Source organism: Massilia yuzhufengensis, from assembly GCF_900112225.1.
Taxonomy (GTDB): Bacteria; Pseudomonadota; Gammaproteobacteria; order Burkholderiales; family Burkholderiaceae_D; genus Telluria; species Telluria yuzhufengensis.
This window is the reverse complement of record NZ_FOLD01000010.1, coordinates 1-22,020: the sequence shown is the minus strand read 5'-3', so window position 1 is coordinate 22,020 and position 22,020 is coordinate 1. Positions and strand designations below refer to the sequence as shown.

Genomic DNA, 22,020 nt, shown 5'->3' with positions numbered 1-22,020 from the left:
GAGCTTACTTGCCGAATCAGTCGTCGATCAATGCCTGGATGATCGGACAGCTCGTCTCCTGAGTTTCGCTGTCGCAGCGCGCAAGCATCGTGGCCAGTGCTGTCCTGATCGCAAAGAGGTCACCCATCTTTGCCTCCACCAAGGCGAGCTTTTTCGTCGCGAGCGCGCGCGTGCTCGAACATGTCCCCGAGCCTTCCAGCTTCAGCAGGCTTGCAATTTCCTCAAGCGTAAAGCCTAGAAGCTGCGCGCGCTTGACGAAGCGAATCCGGCGTACATGTTCGTCTCCATAGGTGCGGTAGCCGCTACGTGGCCGCTCCGGCTCATCGATCAATCCACTGCGCTGGTAAAACCGGACAGTTTCGACGTTCACTCCGGCGGCGGTCCCCAAGCGGCTTATCGTCATTTTCTCAGGCATACACTTGACTCCGTATCTATATACGGAGTTTATCCTAACTGTGGATCAATCGATTGGGACAGGGACAAGATGGGAACCAAAGGGCCTTTAGTCGCAGGTGTGCTGGCTGCGCTGGGTGCATCGGCTTGTTGTGCGGGGCCGCTCATTCTGCTATTGCTGGGTATCGGCGGCGGTTGGGCGTCTCTCCTGATTGCGTTCGAATCCTATAGCCTCTATCTCACCGCGCTTACGGCACTGTGCCTCGGCATGGCATTCAATAGCTTGTATCTGCGCCGGCGTGCGTGCACGCCGGCTGAAGCCTGTTCCGATGACCGCATCCTCAGAAATCAACGCATCTTGTTCTGGCTTGTTTCATTGCCGGTCATACTGCTGCTGACCTTTCCCTTGTACGCCTCGCTGTTCTACTAAAAGGATTATTCGATGCGCATCTATAACATCGCGATCGCCGGCTTATTGCTGGCCGGTTCAGCCGTCGCCGGCACGACACAAACCCTCACCCTCGACGTGCAGAACATGACCTGCGCAACTTGCCCGATTACTGTCAAGAAGGCGCTACAGCAGGTTCCGGGCGTCAGCGACGTGAAAATCGATTACGAGCGCAAGACGGCCACCGTACGGGTGGACCCCGACAAGGCCAGCGCGGCGATGCTGACGAAAGCGACAGCCGACGCAGGCTTCCTATCGAATGCCAGGAAATAGCCCAATGACCAAAGCTATCCTGGAGTCGGTCCTGACCTGTCCGCATTGCGGCCACAGCAAAGAGGAAACCATGCCGACTGATGCATGCCAGTTCTACTACGCATGCGAAGGGTGCGAGGTCGTGCTGCGCCCGAAGACTGGCGACTGCTGCGTCTTTTGCTCGTACGGCACGATGAAGTGCCCGCCGATTCAACTGGACCATCCGTGCTGCGGCTGACCTGCGTCGTCTTTGACATCTGCGATCAAGCGCCTGATCAACGTATCCCGGAAGTGAGTGGCGGGCGTCGCGTTTTTGCGCATGGCGGTAACATGCTCGACATTACATCGAACGGCCTGACAAGAACCTTGACTGGAATTGCTGATGAGGATCGATTAATGGGAGGCGAACACAGCCACAGCCACAGCAGCGGCAACCTCAAGCTTGCCTTTCTGCTGAACCTCACGTTCACGCTGATCGAATTCGCCGGCGGACTATGGACAAATAGCGTTGCCATTCTCAGCGACGCCGTGCATGACCTCGGCGACTCGATCTCGCTCGGACTTGCCTGGTACTTCGACCGGCTTTCAAAGCACGGCAGCACGCCAAAAGACACCTATGGCTACGCACGATACTCACTGCTTGGCGGCCTGATCACCGGTATCGTATTAATTGCCGGCATCGGCTTCATCCTGTGGAACGCAGCGCAGCGCCTTCTCGATCCGCAGGAAGTCAACGCGACGGGTATGATCGTGCTGGCGGTGGTTGGCGTCATCTTCAATGGCGCAGCGGTTCTGCGTGTTCGCAAGGGGGAGTCGCTGACCGAGAAAGTCGTCAGCTGGCACCTGCTGGAAGACACCCTCGGCTGGATTGCGGTGCTGATTGGCGCCGCAGTGATGGCAGTCTGGGAACTCCCCTGGATCGATCCGGCCCTATCGATCGGTATTTCGCTCTTCGTGTTGTGGAATGTTTTCCGCAATCTCCGGAAGTTCTTCGAGGTTTTCCTGCAGCGGACTCCGTCCACCTTCGACCTTCCCGCCTTTGAAACTGCGGTCAAGGCTATTCCCGAGGTAATCGATGTCCACGATACCCATAGCTGGTCGATCGACGGCGAAAAACATGTCCTGACAACCCATGTCGTCGTCTCGCCGGCAGCCATTGCCGACCAAGCCTTATTGATCAAGTCGCAGGTGAAAAACCTTATTGGCGACAAAGCGTTCGAACACATTGCGGTCGAGATCGAGGCGCAAGAGAAAACGGGCACAGAGTCCGAGGTTCAAAAAAGACGTCAGGACTGAAGGAAAATGGCGGAGTATTCCAATGCAGGAGGCCCTGCTGTACTTGTTCCATGGCATGCCTTTTTTTATGCTTTTCTGACAATCACGATGCTGCAGCTCAGCTGGAGCATCGTGGCGGAAAATTGTGGAACAGTCTGATGAGATCGGAACACCCGACAGCTACCGAATTCCGATTTTTTTTTAAAATGCGGAAGACAGTGTCAATCTCACGCCCCACTTAGCGGGCCGCGTCGTTTCAGGAAGGGACGGCTCGTGCTTGCCTCTTCGATCGCCAATTATTAAACGACTCATGCTGGAAAACCCCGAAAACTCCGGCATTTGACTGATTTCGCTGTCGAAGATCCTTCATTATGTCTGGACGGTGTAGACGTTTGCCTCTCCCTGAGAGCTCTTTCAGCACTATCAGATCCATGCTGCCGGACATGCCGCAAAAACTCTGACATCAAGGCTATTGGTTCCGTGCGGTGCTAAAGACAACCGCTGTCTCATGCTATACTCATTCCCATGGCCGCCCGACGCTTCATCTACCTCGTCTTGACGATTCTTGCTCTCCAGCTCAGCTGGAGCGTGGTCGCTGCGTATTGCGAGCATGAGTCGGGCCTTGCCGCTCAGCATTTCGGACACCACTCGTCCGAAGCCGATGTTCATAAATTCGCGTTCGACGGGAAGGACCAGCCCTCTGGCTCGGCAAAGAAAGCAAGTGTGCATTCGCACTGCTCGTCCTGCACCCACATTTCGCTGTCGGTCGCTGCTCTTCCGGTACCCTTAGCGATCGTCGAGCCTGTCCGCCTCGTGCCGCCGGCTACTTTGCTGCACTATTCTTCCTTGCATTCCGATCGGCCAGATCGGCCCCAATGGATCTCTGCCGTTTGATTCGGCGGCAGATCGTATATATCCATTTATCGTTGTGCGGGAGGCCGGTTGGCCAGCCCGATACGTCTCGCTGCTGAATAGCCTTCGTTTTCAATGACCGGAGTTATTCATGCATCCAAAATTTTTCGTCCTCGGGGCGGCTGTGCTATTTTCACAGGCGTTACCGAGTGCTGCGCAGATGACAGCGCAGCAAGTTCTGCCTGAGGCAACCCAGCAGCCCTTCCCGGCCACGAGCTCGCCCCTGACACTCGAGCAGGCAGTTGCTAAGGCCCTGGCGGCCAATCCGACACTGCGCGCAGCCGCGCTCGACGTGGCGATTGCCCAGGGTGCGCGCCGCCAGGCCGCCGTGTTTCGCAATCCAGAGGTCTCGTACGTGCGTGAGGGAACCCAGCGCGGCACCCGCACCCAAACAGTTCAGGTTAGCCAGGTGCTCGAACTCGGAGGCAAGCGCTCGGCCCGCATTAGGCTTGCGGAGACCGAGCGCAGCCTCGCCGAAGGGAATCTTGGCGTTGCGCGCATAGACCTGCGCGCCGATGTCACCAGCGCCTATTTCGACGCACTTGGTGCGCATGAGCGGCTGCAAGTGGCCCAGGCTTCGCTCGACGTGGCCAGCAAGGCTGCCGTTGCGGCGGAAAAACGGGTCGCAGCCGGGCGAGTATCGCCTGTCGAGCAGGATCGCGCCGGCGTCGCCCAGGCAGCGGCCCGGCTAGAACTTTCACAGGCCCAGAACGAACTGTCCATCGCCTTGCACACATTAGCTGCCTACTGGGGGGAAACCACCGCGATATCGCAGCCGCTCGTGATACCCGAGCTGGACCTGGCGCCTGCCCCGGCACTGGACGTGCTGCAGCGTCGGCTGGACGCCTCGCCCCAGCTGCGGCGCTCCCGCCTACAGGTAGAGCGTGAGGTAGCCCAGGTAGGCCTCGACCGTTCCCAGCGCATTCCTGATTTGACGCTCATCGTCGGCAGACAAAAGGATGACGAAATCGGACGCTCGCAAACCGTGCTCGGCGTTTCGGTGCCAATTCCCTTGTTTAACCGGAATCAGGGCAGTCTCCAGGCGTCGCTCTCCCGGGCTGAAAAGGCACGTACTGAACTCGAAGCGGAGCAGCTGCGCCTTCACCAATCGTTGACTGCTGCCTACCAGCGTGCACAGCTCTCCCGAGAACAGGTACGCACCATGCGCCAGGATATTTTGCCGAGGGCGCAGCGTGTGTTCGATGCGGCCGTCACCGGATTTGAAGCAGGCAAGTTCAGTTTCCTCGACGTCCTCGACGCCCAGCGGACGCTCCTGCAGACTCGCACGCAGTATATCCAGGCGCTGTACGACCGCTACCGTGCCGTCGCAGACCTTGGCCGCTATGTCGACGTCGACGGCGCCACCTCATACAACAGGATCTCTCCATGAAGTTCAACATAGACAAAAAGTCCGCCTTTTCCATCCTGACAGTTGTTGCCGTAGGTATTGTTCTTGCGCTTGCCATTCTATTCTGGAAAAAAGATGCCTCTTCCGGCGAGGGCGAAGCGGAACATGCTGAGGAAACGAGGGAAAAAACTGCTGCAAAAGGGGGACATGCCGAAGGCGAGAAAGAAACTCATGGCGAAGGTAAGGAAGAGGCTCATGGCGAAGGCAAGGAAGAAGGTCATGCTGACGCCGCGCCCGGCCTGATCAAGATGACTCCCCAGCAGATTCAAAGCGCTGGCATCGTTACCGCCAGAGCTGGCGCGGCCAGCGTCGACACGGCCGTGACCCTGCCTGGCGAGGTGAACTTCAATGAGGATCGCACGGCGCACGTGGTTCCCCGTGTCGCCGGTGTCGTCGAATCGGTTTCCGCCGCGCTCGGCCAGGACGTCAGGAAGGGGCAGGCACTGGCCGAGATTGCGAGCCCGGAGCTCGCTGAACTGCGCAGCGCTGTCCTCGCTGCGGACAAGCGCCTGGGACTCGCGCGTGTGACGTATGAACGCGAGAAGAAGCTTTGGGAGGACAAGATTTCGGCCCAGCAGGATTACCTGCAGGCCGAGCAGCAATACCGCGAGGCCCAGATCGAAGCACAGTCTGCGCGGTCGAAACTGACGGCGCTCGGCGCTGGGCTAGGCTCGGATGCCCTGAATCGCTATGTACTACGCGCGCCGTTCAACGCCGTGGTGGTCGAAAAGCACCTAGCCCAAGGCGAGGCGGTCAAGGAAGACGCCAACGCATTCGTCCTGTCCGACCTGTCGAAAGTGTGGGTACGGATTGCCGTCAGCCCGAAAGACTTGGGAACGATTCGGGTAGGCCAAAGCGTGACCATCCGTTCTCCTGCCGGTGGCGAAGCAGTCAACGGAAAGGTGAGCTACATGGGTAACCTGCTGGGTGAACAGACAAGGACTGCGACCGCGCGTGTCGTGGTCGATAACCCGGGCCTCGCCTGGCGGCCGGGCTTGTTCGTGAACGTGTCAGTGGTACGTGGCAAGAAGGAGGCCGCCGTCACAGTGCAGGCCGATGGCGTGCAGACAATCGAAGGCAAGACGGTGGTGTTTGTCAAGGCGGCGCAAGGCTTCCAGGCGCAGCCAGTCACTCTGGGAGCGAGCGACGGCAAGGTCGTGGAGATCGTTCAGGGCTTGACTGCCGGCGCCGAATACGTTGCAACGGGTAGCTTCGTTGTGAAGGCCGAGCAAGGCAAAGGCAGTGCCGAGCACGCACACTGAACGAGGAACCAGACATGTTTGAACGAATAATCCGCTTTGCCATCGAACACCGATGGCTCGTTATGCTAGCTGTCATCGCGATGGCTGCTGTCGGCATCTACAACTACCAGAAGCTGCCGATCGACGCAGTTCCTGACATTACCAACGTCCAGGTCCAGATTAACACGTCGGCGGCTGGCTATTCGCCGCTCGAAGTGGAGCAACGCGTCACCTTCCCGATCGAGACGGTCATGGCCGGCCTGCCTGGTCTGGAGGAAACCCGCTCGCTGTCGCGCTACGGCCTGTCGCAGGTCACTGTTATTTTCAAAGACGGGACAGACATCTATTTTGCCCGCCAGCTTGTCAACCAGAGGATACAGGAGGCGAGGGAAAACCTGCCTGGCGGAGTTGTCCCAATGATGGGGCCGATCTCCACAGGCCTGGGCGAGATCTACCTGTGGACGGTAGAGAGCGAACCCGGTGCGAAGAAGCCCGATGGCAGCCCCTACACGCCGACCGACCTGCGTGAGATACAGGACTGGATCATCAAGCCCCAGTTGCGCCAGGTTGCCGGAGTCACCGAAATCAACTCGATTGGCGGCTTCGCCAAGGAATACCTGATCGCGCCTGATCCAGCCAAACTCAGTTCCTATGGCCTGTCGCTATCCGACGTTGTCAGCTCGATCGATCAGAACAACAACAACGTCGGCGCCGGCTATATCGAACGCCGCGGCGAGCAGTTCCTGATCAGGGCGCCGGGCCAGGTACGCACCCTCGACGATATCCGCAATAGCATCCTCAGCAACGTCGATGGCGTCCCGATCCGTGTACGTGATGTCGCCACCGTCGATATCGGCCGTGAGCTGCGTACCGGCGCGGCGACCGAGAACGGCCGCGAGGTCGTGCTGGGAACGGTATTCATGCTCATTGGCGAAAACAGCCGTGCAGTGTCCCAGGCGGTGGCTACCAAGATGGTCGATGTCAATCGCTCGCTACCGAAAGGTGTTAAGGCCGTCCCGGTCTACGACCGTACAGTACTCGTCGACAAGGCGATCAATACGGTAAAGAAAAATCTTCTCGAAGGCGCAATCCTTGTAATCGTCATTCTATTTCTGTTCCTGGGGAATATCCGGGCTGCAATCATTACTGCAATGGTTATCCCGTTGGCGATGCTTTTCACCTTTACGGGCATGGTGACCTATAAAGTCAGCGCCAATTTGATGAGCCTGGGTGCGCTCGACTTTGGCATCATCATCGACGGGGCCGTTGTCATCGTTGAAAACTGCGTCCGGCGACTAGCGCACGCTCAGGAACACCATAAGCGGGATCTCACTCTGACTGAGCGCTTCCATGAAGTGTTCGCGGCTGCCAAGGAAGCACGGCGTCCCCTGCTCTTTGGTCAGCTCATCATCATGGTTGTCTACCTGCCGATCTTCGCGCTCTCTGGCGTTGAAGGCAAAATGTTCCATCCGATGGCGTTCGCCGTTGTTGCGGCACTGGTCGGAGCGATGATCCTGTCGATCACCTTCATTCCGGCTGCAGTTGCCCTGTTCATCGGCAAACGCGTTACGGAGAAGGAAAACAGGATCATGGGCCTGGCCAAACGCGCCTATGCACCGATGCTCGAGAAGGTGATGCGCAATGCCGCACTGGTCATCACTAGCGCAACCGTCCTGGTCCTCCTGTCGGGACTCCTGGTGACGCGCCTTGGTAGTGAATTCATCCCGAGCCTGAACGAAGGCGACCTCGCGATTCAGGCCCTGCGAATTCCAGGAACCAGCTTGAGCCAATCCGTAGAAATGCAGAAGAAGATCGAAGCCGGGCTGAAGGCAAAGTTCCCCGAGATCGACCGGGTGTTCGCCAGGACCGGTACTGCGGAGATCGCGTCGGATCCAATGCCGCCAAATATCTCTGATGGCTACATCATGCTCAAGCCCGAATCGGACTGGCCAACGCCAAAGAAGAGTCGGGCGGAGCTGGTCACAGCGATCCAGGAAGAGTCCGAAAAATACGCAGGCAACGCCTACGAATTTTCGCAGCCCATCCAGTTACGTTTTAATGAACTAATTTCTGGCGTGCGCAGCGACGTTGCCGTCAAGGTCTTCGGCGACGATATGGAGGTGCTTGCTTCGACAGGCCAGGAAATTGCCGAGGTACTTCAGCGCATCCCCGGCGCAGCGGAGGTGAAGGTCGAGCAGACGGGCGGCCTGCCGATGCTGACCGTAAACATCGACCGCGAGAAAACGGCGCGCTATGGCCTGAACATCGGCGCCGTTCAGGAAGCACTCGCCATTGCAACCGGGGGGCGCGAGGCCGGTACCATGTTCGAAGGCGACCGCCGCTTCGATATCGTGGTCCGCCTGCCTGAAACGTTGAGGGCCGATCTGGACGCGCTCAGGCAGCTTCCTGTCCCACTGCCTGTCAAGGAGGGGAGCCCGACGTCCTACATTCCTTTGGGCGAAGTGGCGACGCTTGAATTTGCACCGGGACCAAATCAGATCAGTCGGGAAAACGGCAAGCGGCGCATTGTTGTGAGCGCCAACGTACGCGGGCGTGATATTGGCACCTTCGTGCCCGAAGCCGCAGCTGCGATCGCCAAGGAAGTCCAGGTGCCGCCAGGATACTGGACGAGTTGGGGAGGCACCTTCCAGCAGCTAGAGTCGGCAACCGCGCGCCTGCAGGTGGTAGTACCACTCGCGCTGTTCATCGTGTTCACGCTGCTCTTCATGATGTTCAACAACGTCAAAGACGGCTTGCTCGTGTTCACGGGGATTCCGTTCGCCCTGACTGGCGGTGTCATCGCCCTCGCGCTGCGCGGCATTCCGATGTCAATATCGGCCGCGGTCGGTTTCATCGCACTCTCAGGCGTGGCGGTCCTGAATGGGCTGGTGATGATTTCCTATATTCGCACCCTGCGTGAGGAAGGCATGGGACTGGACCGGGCAATCACGCACGGGGCGTTGACACGGCTCCGGCCAGTTCTTATGACCGCCTTGGTGGCATCGCTGGGCTTTGTACCGATGGCCATCGCAACCGGCACCGGCGCCGAGGTACAGCGTCCGCTGGCAACCGTTGTCATCGGGGGTATCCTTTCCTCGACGGCGCTAACGCTGCTTGTGCTTCCCCTTCTCTATCGGCTTGCTCATCGCAAAGACAGCGACGAAGTGCCGGTGCCGCAGGAGAAGGCGCTCGTCCATTAAGTATACTGGGCTACGAGAACTTCTTGCGGCCCAGCCATGGAGACAACATGCGTCTGGACAATCGAACGAGGCTCGCTCGCAGCATCGTTCGACTTGTCAGGCTTGATCTTGTCGCGCATGGGATTCCCTTTGTAACTTTCGTGACCCGGGGAATCGTACTTGAACGCGTCGCCCTGATTGCCTTAAGTGTAAATCGTGTTGTCACTATTGAATTTAGCCGAATGATCAAAGTGGAGCCTGACGATCAGCACAGATTCAGATCTACTGACGCGATGTCCTCGGTGACGCAACTTTTCCTCAGATCAGTTGCGTGGCAGTGTCCATCTAAGTTACTGCCATAGGAACACACGGCCTTTTTCATCCCGAACTGCTAAACGGTGCGTAGATCGACGGCTTTGTAGCACCTGAGGCAGTTGCTGCGACGACCACAGGCTTTCCGGCGTGCCGGTCCGCTTACGCTAGCAGAGCTGATGCGCGGTTCTCGGCAGCGCCGACGGCAGTGCGCGCTGTATCGCCCGTGTTGCACCACAAAGTGGTACGTCAAAGCTGCACCCACTCGCTGGACGCGTTCTAGCGCTGTTGCCTTGCGTGCGTACCGTGCTTTGTCTGAGAACGCTGCTGGACTGATTGGGTGACACAAGTACGTTACTGATCGATATTCGATGGAGGAGATAAATGAATGTTGAGCAACAGACTGCCGACACGGCCCACGTCCACCTCATCACAATGTTTGGAATTGGAACTCTGGTCCTGTTCGCAGTGATCATGCTGTTCTTAAGTTGGCTGAAATATAAGGATCGAAACAATCCTGCCAAGACGAAAACCCACAAAAGCATTAAAACCAGGAGAAAGCGAAAATAGTCCTCGGTGTTCTAGTGCAAAGCGACAAAACGAAGCAGCTGTGGTTGATCAGGCCGAGCTACCAGTCGTCATGGAAGCACAATCTTAAATACTATACAAAAGGAGAGATGATGGGTTCAGGACATTCTCATGCAGCACAACAGGGTCAAAACGAACGGCCTCTCTGGATCGCGCTTGTCCTTACCACAACATTTCTGGTTGCAGAAATCATCGGCGGCATTCTCACCAACAGTCTCGCCCTGATCTCGGACGCTGCCCACATGTTCACCGATAGCGCGGCACTGGCCGTATCACTGGCCGCAATCCGCATCGGCAAGCGGCCCGCTGATAGTCAGCGCACCTTTGGCTACTACCGTTTCGAAATTCTGGCCGCAGCCTTCAATGCCATTCTGCTATTCCTGGTGGCGATCTACATTCTGTACGAAGCTTATCAACGCTTGAACAACCCGCCCGAAATCCAGTCTGGAACAATGCTTTTGGTTGCTGCCTTCGGCCTCGTCGTTAACCTCATCAGCATGCGGCTGCTTTCGAGTGGCAAGGATGCCAGCCTCAACGTCAAAGGCGCCTACCTAGAGGTATGGAGTGACATGCTCGGCTCTATCGGCGTCATCATTGGAGCCCTTGTGATCCGTTACACCGGATGGAGCTGGGTAGATTCGGCAATCGCTGTCGGCATCGGGTTGTGGGTGCTGCCTCGCACCTGGACACTGCTTACGGCCAGCATGAACGTGCTGCTCGAAGGTGTTCCCGAGGGGCTCGGCCTTGACGAGGTAAAAGAAGCGCTGTCACGGATCCCGGGCGTGGCCAGTGTGCACGACCTGCATGTTTGGTCAATCACGAGCGGCAAATCCAGCTTGACGGCACACATTGTACAAGATGGAGAAGTTGCCGATTCGCAGGCGCTTCTATTGACTATCCGCGAGCTCGTCGCAAACAAATACGACATTCACCACAGCACGATTCAGATCGAGTCGGTACCGTGCGAACAATCGTTCGAGGAACACTCTTTCGGTCCTGCGACCACGCCTGGGGGCCACAGCCACGAAGGAGAACGTCAATGATTGATCATATCAAGGCGAACCTGGTCCAAGCCCGGGATGCACTCGACAGCTTAATCAGCAACGACCTGCAGCTGGGACATATTGAAGCAGCAGCTGGCTGTCTGATCCACGCATTGCAGAACGGTCATCGCATCATTTCTTGCGGGAACGGAGGCTCGATGTGCGACGCTATGCACTTGGCGGAAGAGCTGTCGGGGCGTTTCAGGGACGACCGCCCTGCCATGGCTGCAGTCGCCATCAGCGACCCTAGTTATATCAGCTGCGTCGCCAACGATTATGGTTACGACCAGGTATTCGCGCGGTTCGTACAAGGAAACGGCTCGGCCGGCGATGTGCTGTTTGCGATCAGCACGAGCGGCAGCAGCCGCTCGGTTATAGCAGCAAGCGAGGCCGCACATGCCAAAGGTATAAAAGTGATTGGCATGACTGGCCGGGCAGGCTCCGAACTCGAGCGGCATGCGGACATTTGCATCTGCACTGAAGGCGGGCGTTATGCCGACCGTGTCCAGGAACTTCACATCAAAGTCATCCATATTCTTATCGAGCTGGTCGAGCGGGCACTCCAGCCTTCGAATTATGGACAGCCAGGCTAAGTTAGTTCATTCAACCTCCTTCAAATTACATTCGGATCCTTCTGCTCGGGATCCCCTTGTCCAAACTGATAGCATCATGAATAAATCCAATACCCATCCTCGCGTGTTGCTTCACGCAGCCGCTGTGAGACTGGCACATCTGACCTCTTGGGCCGGGCCATATGTCACTATCCTGCAAATGTCACTGTTCGGCATGTTCTTGCTCTCGTTTTCCCGCCTTTCGATGATGGTGTGGCAATGGGACCGTGTACGACAAACCGGCATTCCGAGCGAGATCCTGCTTCAGGGAGCTCGGGCCGACCTGATTTTGCTGGGCTATTTCATTGCAATTCCGCTGTTGTTGGCGCCGGTGCTCGCGCATCCTTCACGCGCATCAATCTGGAAATGGTTCACAAGTAGCTGGGCGACGTTCGCACTGATGTTCATCGTATTCATGGAAATGTCGTCCCCGCAATTCATCATGCAGTACGACGTGAGGCCGAATCGCCTCTTCGTCGAATATCTATCCTATCCACGCGAAGTCTTTGCCACCCTGTGGAATGGATTTCGCACAGCTGTGATACTCGGCATTGGCGCCACGGTCGTCTTGACCGTCCTGTTCTTCTATATCTTCAGGCGTGCGGCCTCGGGAATGCAGTTCTGGCGGGCCCGTACCTTGCTGCTGACTTGGCCGCTAATCTGCCTGCTGGTATTTGCGCAGGTTCGCTCGACCACTGGTCATCGTCCTGCCAACCCTGCCCTGTTCGCCTTGACCGGCGATTCGATGGTCAATTCCCTGATCATCAACTCGGGATGGTCCGTTCTCGACGCCATTAACTCATTGCGCAAGGAGGCGAACTCGTCTGAAATTTACGGCAGTATCCCGCCGAGCCAGGTACTGGCCGAAGTGAAAGCCGCGCCGTGGCTACGCGACCATGTCTTCCCAAACAAGGATATTCCTACGCTCCACCGGCAAGACGCCGCAATCAAACGCGACCGTCCCCTGAACCTTGTCATTGTTTTACAAGAGAGTCTTGGCGCCACGTTTGTCGAGTCGCTGGGCGGCTTGCCTGTAACGCCTGAGCTTGAGAAACTCAAAGGTGAAGGATGGTGGTTCGAACAGCTTTACGCGACAGGAACACGCTCAGTTCGCGGGATCGAAGCGGTTATCGCAGGCTATCCCCCGACCCCCGCGCGCAGCGTTGTCAAGTTGTCGCTTGCGCAGCAAAATTTTTATACTTTGGCGGCCGGTCTGGGCCAACAAGGCTATCACACCGAGTTTGTTTATGGGGGCGAGGCACATTTCGATAACATGCGCAGCTTCTTTACTGGCAACGGCTTCCAGAAAATCGTTGACTTGCCACAGATGTCTCCGCGGTTTGTCGGGAGCTGGGGCGCTTCGGACGAAGACCTCTTCGACAAATCCCTCGAGCGCCTTAAATCATTGCATGCGCAGGACAAGCCCTTTTTCAGCCTGATCTTCACATCGTCGAATCACGAACCCTTTGAGTTCCCGGACAATAAAATCGAGCTGTACGAGAAGCCCAAGCAAACCGTCAACAATGCAGTGAAATACGCGGATTTCGCGCTCGGAAAATTCATCCGGGAAGCCAAGAAGCAGGCCTACTGGAAGGATACGGTCTTCCTGATCGTAGCTGATCATGACAACCGGGTATATGGCAACGCACTGGTACCGATTAAGAAATTCCATATTCCCGGGCTGATCCTTGGTGCAGATGTACAACCCAAGCGCATCCGAACGATCGCGAGCCAGGTCGATCTGGGTCCTACTTTGCTTTCCTTACTCGGGGTTTCGAGTAACCACCCGATGATTGGCCGGGATCTTGTCAGGGATGACAAAACGCCAGGACGTGCGCTCATCCAGTTCAACAACTACTTTGCCTGGCTCGACGATAGTTCCGCCACCATCTTGCGCCCTGGGCAAGCACCCTTGATGGGGCGGTATGACGGCGGAACTGGAGTGCTGGAGGTGAGCACCGACGCGCCGCTGCAAGAGCAAGTAACCAAGGCGATGGCACATGTGATGCTGCCTTCATTACTCTACCGTGAGCAGCGTTACCGATTGGTCAAGTAATGCACGCGTGATGTGCGCGATAAGAATATGCGCCGGTATCCACACCAGCTGTCTTGACGATGACAATGACAATGACAATGGGTACATGCGTGCAATCACCAGCATTGTCGAGTGTAGTGCAGGCTTCCCGCGTTCGGTTCGCAATCAATGCCAGCGGTAGCAGCGTAATTGTCTGTACTGCCCGCCCTGCAGGTGCCGACGGGATATGCGTCCTCGCAGCAATGCAGTTCGGGATCACCATTGTATCGAACAGCCGACACTTGTCTTAACGCCGGAGCCCGACAACGTGCATATCGCGTACTGGACATAATGGATTAATTTATTTTTCAATCGATCGAGTTGAGCAATTCTTATCGCCGCTTAATGATTGGAAATTTCCAGACGCAATCTCATACATACTTGATACATCATCCATCTGAGAGTAGCACCAGCTTCCTAGACTGCTGCTGTCTCTTGGGATCAGAAATCAATTCAGGTTTAAAAACGGAATGAAAACGAACCTACCACGGCGAAACGCTGGGATCATCCAAAGATTCTTGCACTTTTTTGAACCCATCTTGGCGCGTGTACAAGACATTTCGGGGCGCAACCCTGACCTGACGTTTGCTCTCGTTGCAGGCTCGGGCTTTGTAACGATATACAACTGGCGCTTCTGGGACAGCTTTTTGGAAGTAATGCCGGTTGAAAGTGCGGCGGATGCCGGTTTTGCCATCGCAATTCTGATGTTGCTTATCTGGCTCCATGCGGCAGTTTTGCTTATCGTCCCAAGTCGTACGATAATGCGTGCCACCACCTGCGCATTAATTATTGCAGGAGCGATATGTGCTTTTTTCGCGGATACCTATAAAATCCAGATAGATCGCGACATGGTACGCAACGTCGCGCAAACTGATCTCACCGAAGCAATGGGGTTGTTAAGTCCGAGATTCATTATATATTTACTGCTCTTAGGTGCGGCACCGGTTTGGCTGTTAACACGAGTTCGTTTAGCTGAAGTCTCGACAAAACGCTTTCTCGCACAAAGATTTGCCGGAATATTTCTGGGCGCAATCATCGTAGCAGTCGGAATCATGCCGTATTCAGGGCAATTCGCTACATTCTTGCGTACCCACAAACCGCTTCGTTATCTGATTAATCCCGGCAATGCGTTCCACGCCACATGGCGTTATATACACCATGAAACAAGTTTGTCGAAAAAGCCGCTCATAGATGTTGACGGAGTAATCACTCGCTCCAGTTCTGTAGCTGAGAATAAGCCTTTATTGGTTGTACTCGTCGTTGGTGAAACTGCGCGAGCAACGAACTTCCAGTTTTTAGGGCATAAAGACGCTACGACGCCGCTCCTTGGGAAACGAGAAGAATTATACAGGTTCAGTAATGTGAGCAGCTGTGGTACATCTACGGCGATATCCTTGCCGTGCATTTTCTCGGGGCTCGGACGCAAAGATTTCGACGTTGGGGCCTCCGTTGAACGTACCAACCTTCTTGACACATTGAACAAAGCAGGTGTTATGGTGGAGTGGCGAGACAATAACACTGGATGCAAGGGAATTTGCGAACGAGTACCGAACGTCCAATTCAAGCCCGAAACAGACTCAGCATTATGCGAGCAAGATTATTGTTACGACGAGATTCTTTTAAGCAATCTGCGTGAATCTATTTCAGCGAATAAAAAGGATCAGCTAAGGGTTTTGCATCAAATTGGCAGCCATGGGCCAGCATACTGGCGGCGCTACCCTTCACAGTTCGAGCGATTTGCGCCAACTTGCCGTACGAATGACCTCAGCAAGTGCACAAAAGAGGAGATTCACAACACCTATGACAATACGATTGTCTATACGGACTATGTCCTCGATCGGACAATTAGCATGCTGGAAAATCTATCGGAGCAGTATGACACCGCACTGCTCTATATATCCGATCACGGCGAATCGCTCGGCGAAAGAGGTATATACCTGCACGGTGCTCCCTATCGGTTCGCACCTAAGGATCAGAAGCACGTGCCGATGATATTATGGCTTTCATCAGGATTTCAACAACGATCGCTGTTATCTTCTGCATGCATGCGCGGCATGCAGAACCAACCGCTCAGTCACGATAACATTTATCATACAATTCTAGGAATGATGAAAGTGAGGAATCTCGTTTATTCACGAAGCCAAGATATGCTACTTCGCTGCCGTCAATAGCGGCGTGCAGGATTTCTCGAGCCGAGATGGCGATTCCAAAGGGGAAATTCCCTCATCCTTATAGCACGCTAAAAGCAGAGCTTAAGCTGCGAGCGCCAATTTCTATTTGAAAAGATTCCGCCGAGCGCCCCTAGTGAGCAGTCGTGATGTTACCTGAAGCGCATAGCCCACTGACCTGTAGTAGTCGGAATGAAAATGGAAGTAATCGAATCGGCTGGCGCCCGCGCCCCGCCATTGCTGTGCTCGAGTCACGCAGATTGATGTGATGATAGTCAAGGCAAGGCAAGTCTCCCTTGACTCTGCAAAACGACACTGTTATGTACTGAAAAATTATCTTAGGAAAGTTATAAAATAGAACGAGTCTTTGGCCATATGATCGCGAGCATATTGTCTCTAAAAGCATGTTTGTATAAAAGCCTTCATACTCACAGTTCCAAGTTCCGACTTGTTGACCATCGTGTTTAGGTGTCGGCGTGAAATAGTTCACATGATTAGGCCACTAGGAGCCGCACTACTTCGCACGCAGTACCAGCAGCTAAGACATGCGTGATTTGGAAACTTCTAACTCAACCCCGCCAGTAAACTCAATTAAAAAATGCAGGGCACACGAGCGTGTCTAAAGTGCTGACATTAAAACGACAACATCGCATTGATGCCGCTATGACGGCTTCGAGCTGATGTGCATTGCATCTGTTTACAAAGAAGGACCTTTGATGGAACTCCATATCAGGTAGAGGTCCGCTCGAGCTGTTGGAATCATCGTTGTCGTACAAAGAATAACGCAGGAGTTTTGGCGGCGTCGAAGATAGTGACCTCATGCACTACCCTTCACAACCAAGCCCGTAGTGATAATTTGGCACGCGATGCCATTCTATAGGCAGAGGAAAAGTTTGAATATCGTCGTTACATTTGCACCAATTCCCATCGGAATCGATATTGACACAGTCCCGGATACCAAACAGCACCAACCAAGGTGGGTTCCGTAGCCAAAAGCCTTGATTAACTGGCTAACGTCTATCTCATGAAAACTGGCAGCACAATAACGACCCATGTAACTATTGCAAGTATCACAGTCAAAAATACTGCTGCACTTCCGAAGTCTTTCGCGTTTTTTGACAGCGGATGCCGTTCGAAAGAGATTCGATCGACCGCTGCTTCGACGGCTGAGTTGAGGAGTTCGACAATCAGCACCAGCGCGACGACCATTATCAACACTAGCCTTTCCAGGCGGGAGATCGGAAGTAGTACAGCTACGAGAATAGCTGGTATTGATACCAATAATTCTTGTCGAAATGCATGCTCTGTTTTCCATGCGAGCTGGAGCCCTTGGATAGAATAACGTGATGCCGCAAAAATGCGATTCAGTCCACTTGTACTCTTGAATTCACTTATCTGATGCTCGTTCTGAAGCATACTTGACTTCCTTGTAGAAAAGTTGACTATTTAGTGATAGCCGAACCAATTTTATAAGCTGGGTTCGGAAGTTTCTGTCATATGTTTCAGCATTTTCATCGCCAAGACGGCATAAAACCGCTTGCTGACCATGCGCTTTCCGATGCCAGGCGACAGTAAAGCAACTTGCGATTGCGCATTCGATCTAGGTCAGCCGCAGCGTCTAGCTCAAGAAGTGAGCGCTCCATAACTATATAAGAGAGGCGATAACCGTACCGAAGGGACACCGATGAAGCATTTTATCAGAGCGCGTGAGATTAAGCTGGCCAATATTTCGCGAACACAAGATTCACACTTAGCTCAAACTCAGCATTCAGTAGTGAAACACTGCACAGTTGGGACTGGTAAGTGCGATCTAGCTCGCTTGCGAGATGTAATGCAAGTCCGATTAAACCCAGCCGGCAAAGCCTGGCTCGCCGTTATCACCGAAATCGCAACGACTATGGCATTAAAATCGTCGCGAAGCCGCTCTAAAAAGATGGTGGAGCCATCGTTCTGACTGGCAGTGGCACAGTAGGCTGCGACAGAGCTGTCAGCCGCAGTCAGGCTGGCGCGGAGCGTTGGCATCAGTCAAACGTTCTAACGACAATGCTGAGTTAGCCGCGGGACGCCTTCATTGCTGACTAGCTGGTACCTCTAATGAGTAAGCAGTGCAACTTTTGGCTTTCGACCTTTTTTCCTGTACGGACCCACGTAAAGAGCTCCAATAAATCCCAAGCTTATCGATAGAATCTACTGCATGCTCGAGCTGAACTCTGAGGATTAACCTGCGCCATCGGCTCGTGCGTGAACCCGCGGCTGCTAGTCCTGATCAAAATCAGTGAGAGCTGTCGTGAACTTCATGCGCCGTGTGCGCTGCGCGGCGTCCGCACAGAGTTAATCTAGCCCGACCCGGCCGCACCGGACTGCCTACGTCGAGCGTTACACTGAGACAGTCCTTATCACGGCCTCGCTGACCGCCTGTTTGAGATAGTAGGGCAAATTCAGGAATTTGCTAACAGCCCATTTTGGAGCATATGACGACAGCTCAATCCGACCCTGAGCTGTCCTAAAAAAGGCAGAGCTTAGATGCCGTAAGTCAACATATACTGTAGCGTGCGCATTAGAACAGAAAATTTCCCGGACCGTTGTCTACGCAACTATTTCTACACAGCATCATCGTTCTGTTCACCTGTGCGGATGCGGAATATTGTTTCGACGTTGCATACAGCAATGACGCCGTCCGACGGGTTACCAGTATAAGCAGCTTTTTTGATCGTTTCGACAATCTCATCTGCTTGAGTATCATTGCAATATATTATTAAAAGGTTGCAATCGCGGGCAGGGGCCCATTCTGTCGGGGCATACGCATGATGAATACCGCTGCCGCGTCCGTTTCCTTTTCCGTTCAACAACGTGAACCCTGGGAAATGGTCAATTGCATGAAGGGCCTGCTCTACAGCTTCCAAGCGAAACGGTTTAATGATGCCGACAATTTGTTTCATCATTTCCCCCTAGGATTTGCTTATTCAGCTAAGTAACTCGGTGAGTTTTAGCCCTGCGCCTAACTCGTAGCATTTCATCAATGAAACGCGAGACTTAGAGTGTGTCAGTTCATGCGTCCCGCGCCAGGCGACGGCCGTATTATGATTTTTCAGCTAGGATTTTACAGCACACGGTCACTATACACGCAATCTTATGCGATCATGTGCCTCATGTAGCGAGGTACGGAAGAGTCGCTATCCCATGATTTGAAGTAGTGATCTTCTTGATGGCTTTTTGTGGGCTTTCTATCGCGTCCATCGTCCCGATGATTCTTTATTCTGCTTATATTGAAGGCTAGATTCGCACTTCCGGTAAGAATTTCAATATCCTCACTGCATCCAATTTGCTTTGATTCCACGGCGTGCACTTACGGCAAGCTCCAAGCACTTGAAGTATTGTATTGCGCTCGTGTTGCAAGGTGGGGGCGCGATGGGAGCATATCAGGCGGGTGTGTAAAAGGCACTCGATGAAAACGGATTTTGTCCCGACTGGATTGTCGGTACGTCCATCGGCGCCATCAAGGGCGCCCTCATCGCTGGCAATGCGCCGTCACGGCGGCTGGAACGACTTAGGCAGTTCTGGCGCCCCTTGTCACAGGCGGAGGGCGTGGAGATGGTACGCATGAGTGATGCCGCTCGCCAACTTCATGCTCGCATGTCCACTGTTGGCATCACGATGCAGGGCGTTTCGGGCTTTTTTTCTCCGCGGCTTTTGAGCCCCTTTCGCGCAGGTTTCCCTGTAGCGTCTGAGCAAGCGAGTTTCTATGAGACCTCCGCCCTGGCTGCCACGCTCGAGCGTTTCGTCGATTTCGATCACCTGAATCAGGCCAACGCCACGCGCGATACGTGTCGATCATATCCTTGCCAGCGGCGCCTTGCCGCCGACATTTCCGCCAATTCGCATCAATGGCCAGCTTTACTGGGACGGCGGGCTCTACTCGAACACGCCGCTCGAAAGCATCCTGAATGACCAGCCTCCTGTCGATACCTTATGTTTCATGGTTGACCTCTGGCGCGCTCAAGGAGCGGAGCCGAACACACTTGATGAAGTCAACACACGGAAAAAAACATCATGTTCTCTTACCGGTCCACGCGCCATATAAACGCGTATCGGCGCACACATGATCTGAAGTGCATGCTACAGCGGGTCTACCAAATGCTGCCTCCTTCATCGCAGCGCGACATCAGCGCTGCGGTGTTGCCGTTGCTTGTACCGTAAACCACCATGCACATGGTGCGCCTAATTTATCCCGGCAAGGACTGGCAGATGGCGGCCAAAGACATCAATTTCTCCATCGGCTCAATCGACTGGCGCTGGGGCCAAGGATACAGCGACGCGATCCATGCCATTCAGCACGCGAAATGGATGGACGAGGTCAAGGGCCATCAAAGCCTCATGGTGCATGAACTAGACCGCACGAATGAATGAGCGCACGGCCTGGGGACCAGCTCGTATCAGCAAGTTCACATGTATCAGGCCCCCGGTGTCAGAATAGTTGTCGCGTCACCTGATGAAGTAAAACCATACCGGGGACGGGCAAGAGAGATTGCGTGAAGCAGTATTCAGCAGAACGGAAAGAAGCGCTACTACGGCAGATGATGCCGCCCCAGAACAGGCTGGTGTCGGAGCTGGCCCGCGAGAGCGGGATCACCGAGCAGACCCTTTATACTTGGCGCCGTCAACTTCGTAATCAAGGAACAGCGGTGCCGGGTAGTGCGAAAAATGCTGAGCAATGGACCTCGGAGGACAAGTTTGCCGTGGTGTTGGAGACGGCCGCGCTGAACGCCAGCGAACTGGCCGAGTATTGCCGGCGCAAGGGCCTGTTCACCGAGCAGATCGCCACGTGGCGCGCCGCCTGCATGGCCGCAAATGCGGGCACGACGCAGCGGACGCGGGGCCAGCAGGTGCAGTCGAAGGAGGACAAGAAGCGCATCCGGCAACTGGAGAAGGATTTGCAGCGTAAGGAGAAGGCGCTGGCCGAGGCGGCGGCGCTGCTGATCTTGCGAAAAAAAGCCCAGGCGATCTGGGGGGACAAAGAGGAAGACTGATCAGCGTCCCAGATCGCCTGTTGTGTGTCGAGTTGATCCGTGAGGCACAGGCAGCGGGTAGCCGTCTTGCACCGGCCTGTATCGAGCTGGGCATTACCCTGCGTACGTTCCAGCGCTGGGTGCGTGAGGGCGACGATGCCGTGGCCGCCGATAGCCGTCCCACCAGTGTGCGTCCAGTACCGGCCAACAAGCTGAGCGAGGACGAGCGAGCCGAGATCCTGGCCGTTGCCAACAGCGAGGAATTCGCCAGCCTGCCACCGAGCCAGATCGTACCGGCGCTGGCCGATCGGGGTGTGTACATGGCCTCGGAGTCGAGCTTTTACCGGGTTCTGAGAGCGGCATCGCAACAGCATCACCGAGGTCGGGCGAAGAAGCCTTCCGAACGCGTGCTCACGAGCCACTGCGCCACCGGCCCGAACCAGGTGTGGAGCTGGGACATCACGTGGATGCCGGCCGCCGTAAAAGGCCAGTTCTACTACTGGTACATGGTGCTTGACGTCTTCAGCCGCAAGATCGTCGGCCATGAGGTGCACGTGGCGGAATCGGCGGAACTGGCGTCACGGCTGATGCGCCGAACCAGTCTGGCAGAGGGCGTGGCCGGCCGGCCCCTAGTGCTCCATTCGGACAATGGCAGCGCCATGAAAGGCGCGACCATGTTGGCCACGCTGGAGCAGTTGGGTGTGGCGCCATCGTTCAGCAGGCCACGCGTGAGCAACGACAACGCCTATGCAGAATCGTTGTTCAGGACCTGCAAATACCGCCCGGACTACCCGAACAAACCATTCGGAAGCCTGGAACATGCGCAGGCATGGACGCAGAAATTCGTGCGCTGGTACAACAAGGAGCACAAACACAGCGGCTTGAAGTTCGTGACGCCGGCACAGCGTCATGCAGGCCAGGACACGGCCATCCTGAAACGCCGGGAGCAGGTTTATGACGATGCTCGAAACCGCCATCCACAGCGCTGGTCGCGGGGCATCAGGAACTGGAAACTGGACGATCAGGTCTGGTTGAATCCGGAACGGATTCGGCCAGAAGCATTAAAACGCGCAGCTTGAGATGACGCGACAACTACGTTGACAAACGCCG

17 protein-coding genes and 1 pseudogene are annotated in these 22,020 nt (G+C 55.2%); 14 read left to right on the top strand and 4 right to left on the bottom strand.

What is annotated here, in order from left to right; all coding sequences use genetic code 11:
* Window positions 1-16 precede the first annotated feature (16 nt).
* Window positions 17-415 carry a mercury resistance transcriptional regulator MerR gene (gene merR, locus BM031_RS10570; protein WP_091874543.1) on the bottom strand — a complete coding sequence of 133 codons (399 nt, stop codon included), beginning with the start codon at window positions 413-415 and terminating at the stop codon, window positions 17-19.
* Window positions 416-484: 69 nt separating this feature from the next.
* Here merR and BM031_RS10565 point away from each other — a divergent pair, with 69 nt between their 5' ends.
* From BM031_RS10565 to BM031_RS10550, 4 genes are read left to right on the top strand one after another with little or no spacing between them, the layout of a single operon-like run.
* A complete protein-coding gene (locus BM031_RS10565; protein WP_091874542.1) occupies window positions 485-823 on the top strand; it encodes a mercuric transporter MerT family protein in 339 nt (112 codons plus the stop codon).
* Between the two features lie 12 nt (window positions 824-835).
* The gene (locus tag BM031_RS10560; RefSeq protein ID WP_091874541.1) at window positions 836-1,114 is read left to right on the top strand and encodes a heavy-metal-associated domain-containing protein; all 279 of its coding nucleotides are present in this window, start codon (window positions 836-838) and stop codon (window positions 1,112-1,114) included.
* Window positions 1,115-1,118: 4 nt separating this feature from the next.
* Window positions 1,119-1,331 (top strand): GDCCVxC domain-containing (seleno)protein, encoded by a 213-nt coding sequence (locus tag BM031_RS10555; RefSeq protein ID WP_091874540.1) that lies wholly within the window; start codon window positions 1,119-1,121, stop codon window positions 1,329-1,331.
* Window positions 1,319-2,389 (top strand): cation diffusion facilitator family transporter, encoded by a 1,071-nt coding sequence (locus BM031_RS10550; RefSeq protein ID WP_218147583.1) that lies wholly within the window; start codon window positions 1,319-1,321, stop codon window positions 2,387-2,389. The genes BM031_RS10555 and BM031_RS10550 overlap by 13 nt, the downstream gene beginning before the upstream one ends.
* A gap of 402 nt (window positions 2,390-2,791) precedes the next feature.
* On the opposite strand, the gene BM031_RS25490 is transcribed toward BM031_RS10550, so the two are convergent.
* The gene (locus tag BM031_RS25490) at window positions 2,792-3,037 is read right to left on the bottom strand and encodes a hypothetical protein (RefSeq protein ID WP_177207706.1); all 246 of its coding nucleotides are present in this window, start codon (window positions 3,035-3,037) and stop codon (window positions 2,792-2,794) included.
* A 334-nt stretch (window positions 3,038-3,371) separates the two neighbouring features.
* On the opposite strand from BM031_RS25490, the gene BM031_RS10545 reads away from it, so the two are divergent.
* The 7 genes from BM031_RS10545 (at window position 3,372) to BM031_RS10510 (ending at window position 15,907) form a co-directional block, all read left to right on the top strand.
* A complete protein-coding gene (locus BM031_RS10545) occupies window positions 3,372-4,670 on the top strand; it encodes a TolC family protein (RefSeq protein ID WP_091874538.1) in 1,299 nt (432 codons plus the stop codon).
* A complete protein-coding gene (locus tag BM031_RS10540; protein ID WP_091874537.1) occupies window positions 4,667-5,950 on the top strand; it encodes an efflux RND transporter periplasmic adaptor subunit in 1,284 nt (427 codons plus the stop codon). The genes BM031_RS10545 and BM031_RS10540 overlap by 4 nt, the downstream gene beginning before the upstream one ends.
* 14 nt (window positions 5,951-5,964) lie before the next feature.
* Window positions 5,965-9,129: a CusA/CzcA family heavy metal efflux RND transporter gene (locus BM031_RS10535; RefSeq protein ID WP_091874536.1), complete on the top strand. Its 3,165-nt coding sequence runs from the start codon at window positions 5,965-5,967 to the stop codon at window positions 9,127-9,129.
* Between the two features lie 971 nt (window positions 9,130-10,100).
* Entirely contained in the window at window positions 10,101-11,051 is a 951-nt protein-coding gene (locus BM031_RS10525) for a cation diffusion facilitator family transporter (protein ID WP_091874635.1), read from the top strand.
* Complete coding sequence (locus BM031_RS10520) at window positions 11,048-11,644, top strand: SIS domain-containing protein (protein WP_091874534.1); 597 nt, start codon at window positions 11,048-11,050, stop codon at window positions 11,642-11,644. Before BM031_RS10525 ends, BM031_RS10520 begins: the two co-directional genes overlap by 4 nt.
* Before the next feature lie 76 nt (window positions 11,645-11,720).
* A complete protein-coding gene (locus tag BM031_RS10515; protein ID WP_229408772.1) occupies window positions 11,721-13,718 on the top strand; it encodes an LTA synthase family protein in 1,998 nt (665 codons plus the stop codon).
* Between the two features lie 488 nt (window positions 13,719-14,206).
* The gene (locus BM031_RS10510) at window positions 14,207-15,907 is read left to right on the top strand and encodes a phosphoethanolamine transferase (RefSeq protein WP_091874533.1); all 1,701 of its coding nucleotides are present in this window, start codon (window positions 14,207-14,209) and stop codon (window positions 15,905-15,907) included.
* 1,014 nt (window positions 15,908-16,921) lie between these two features.
* On the opposite strand, the gene BM031_RS10505 is transcribed toward BM031_RS10510, so the two are convergent.
* On the bottom strand, window positions 16,922-17,320 hold the full coding sequence (locus BM031_RS10505) for a diacylglycerol kinase (protein WP_091874532.1): 399 nt from the start codon (window positions 17,318-17,320) through the stop codon (window positions 16,922-16,924).
* Between the two features lie 1,184 nt (window positions 17,321-18,504).
* On the bottom strand, window positions 18,505-18,843 hold the full coding sequence (locus BM031_RS10500; RefSeq protein ID WP_091874633.1) for a P-II family nitrogen regulator: 339 nt from the start codon (window positions 18,841-18,843) through the stop codon (window positions 18,505-18,507).
* Window positions 18,844-19,375: 532 nt separating this feature from the next.
* Here BM031_RS10500 and BM031_RS26430 point away from each other — a divergent pair.
* The 3 genes and pseudogenes from BM031_RS26430 to BM031_RS10490 all read left to right on the top strand — a co-directional run bounded on the left by BM031_RS26430 (window position 19,376) and on the right by BM031_RS10490 (window position 21,989).
* Window positions 19,376-19,985: pseudogene (locus BM031_RS26430) on the top strand (patatin-like phospholipase family protein).
* Between the two features lie 122 nt (window positions 19,986-20,107).
* A complete protein-coding gene (locus BM031_RS25890; RefSeq protein ID WP_229408770.1) occupies window positions 20,108-20,311 on the top strand; it encodes a DUF3734 domain-containing protein in 204 nt (67 codons plus the stop codon).
* Between the two features lie 122 nt (window positions 20,312-20,433).
* Window positions 20,434-21,989 (top strand): IS3 family transposase gene (locus BM031_RS10490; protein ID WP_229408769.1). Its coding sequence is split into 2 segments (ribosomal slippage): window positions 20,434-20,896 and window positions 20,896-21,989, totalling 1,557 coding nucleotides; the frame shifts between segments, so codons are not numbered across the junction.
* The last annotated feature ends 31 nt before the right edge of the window (window positions 21,990-22,020 follow it).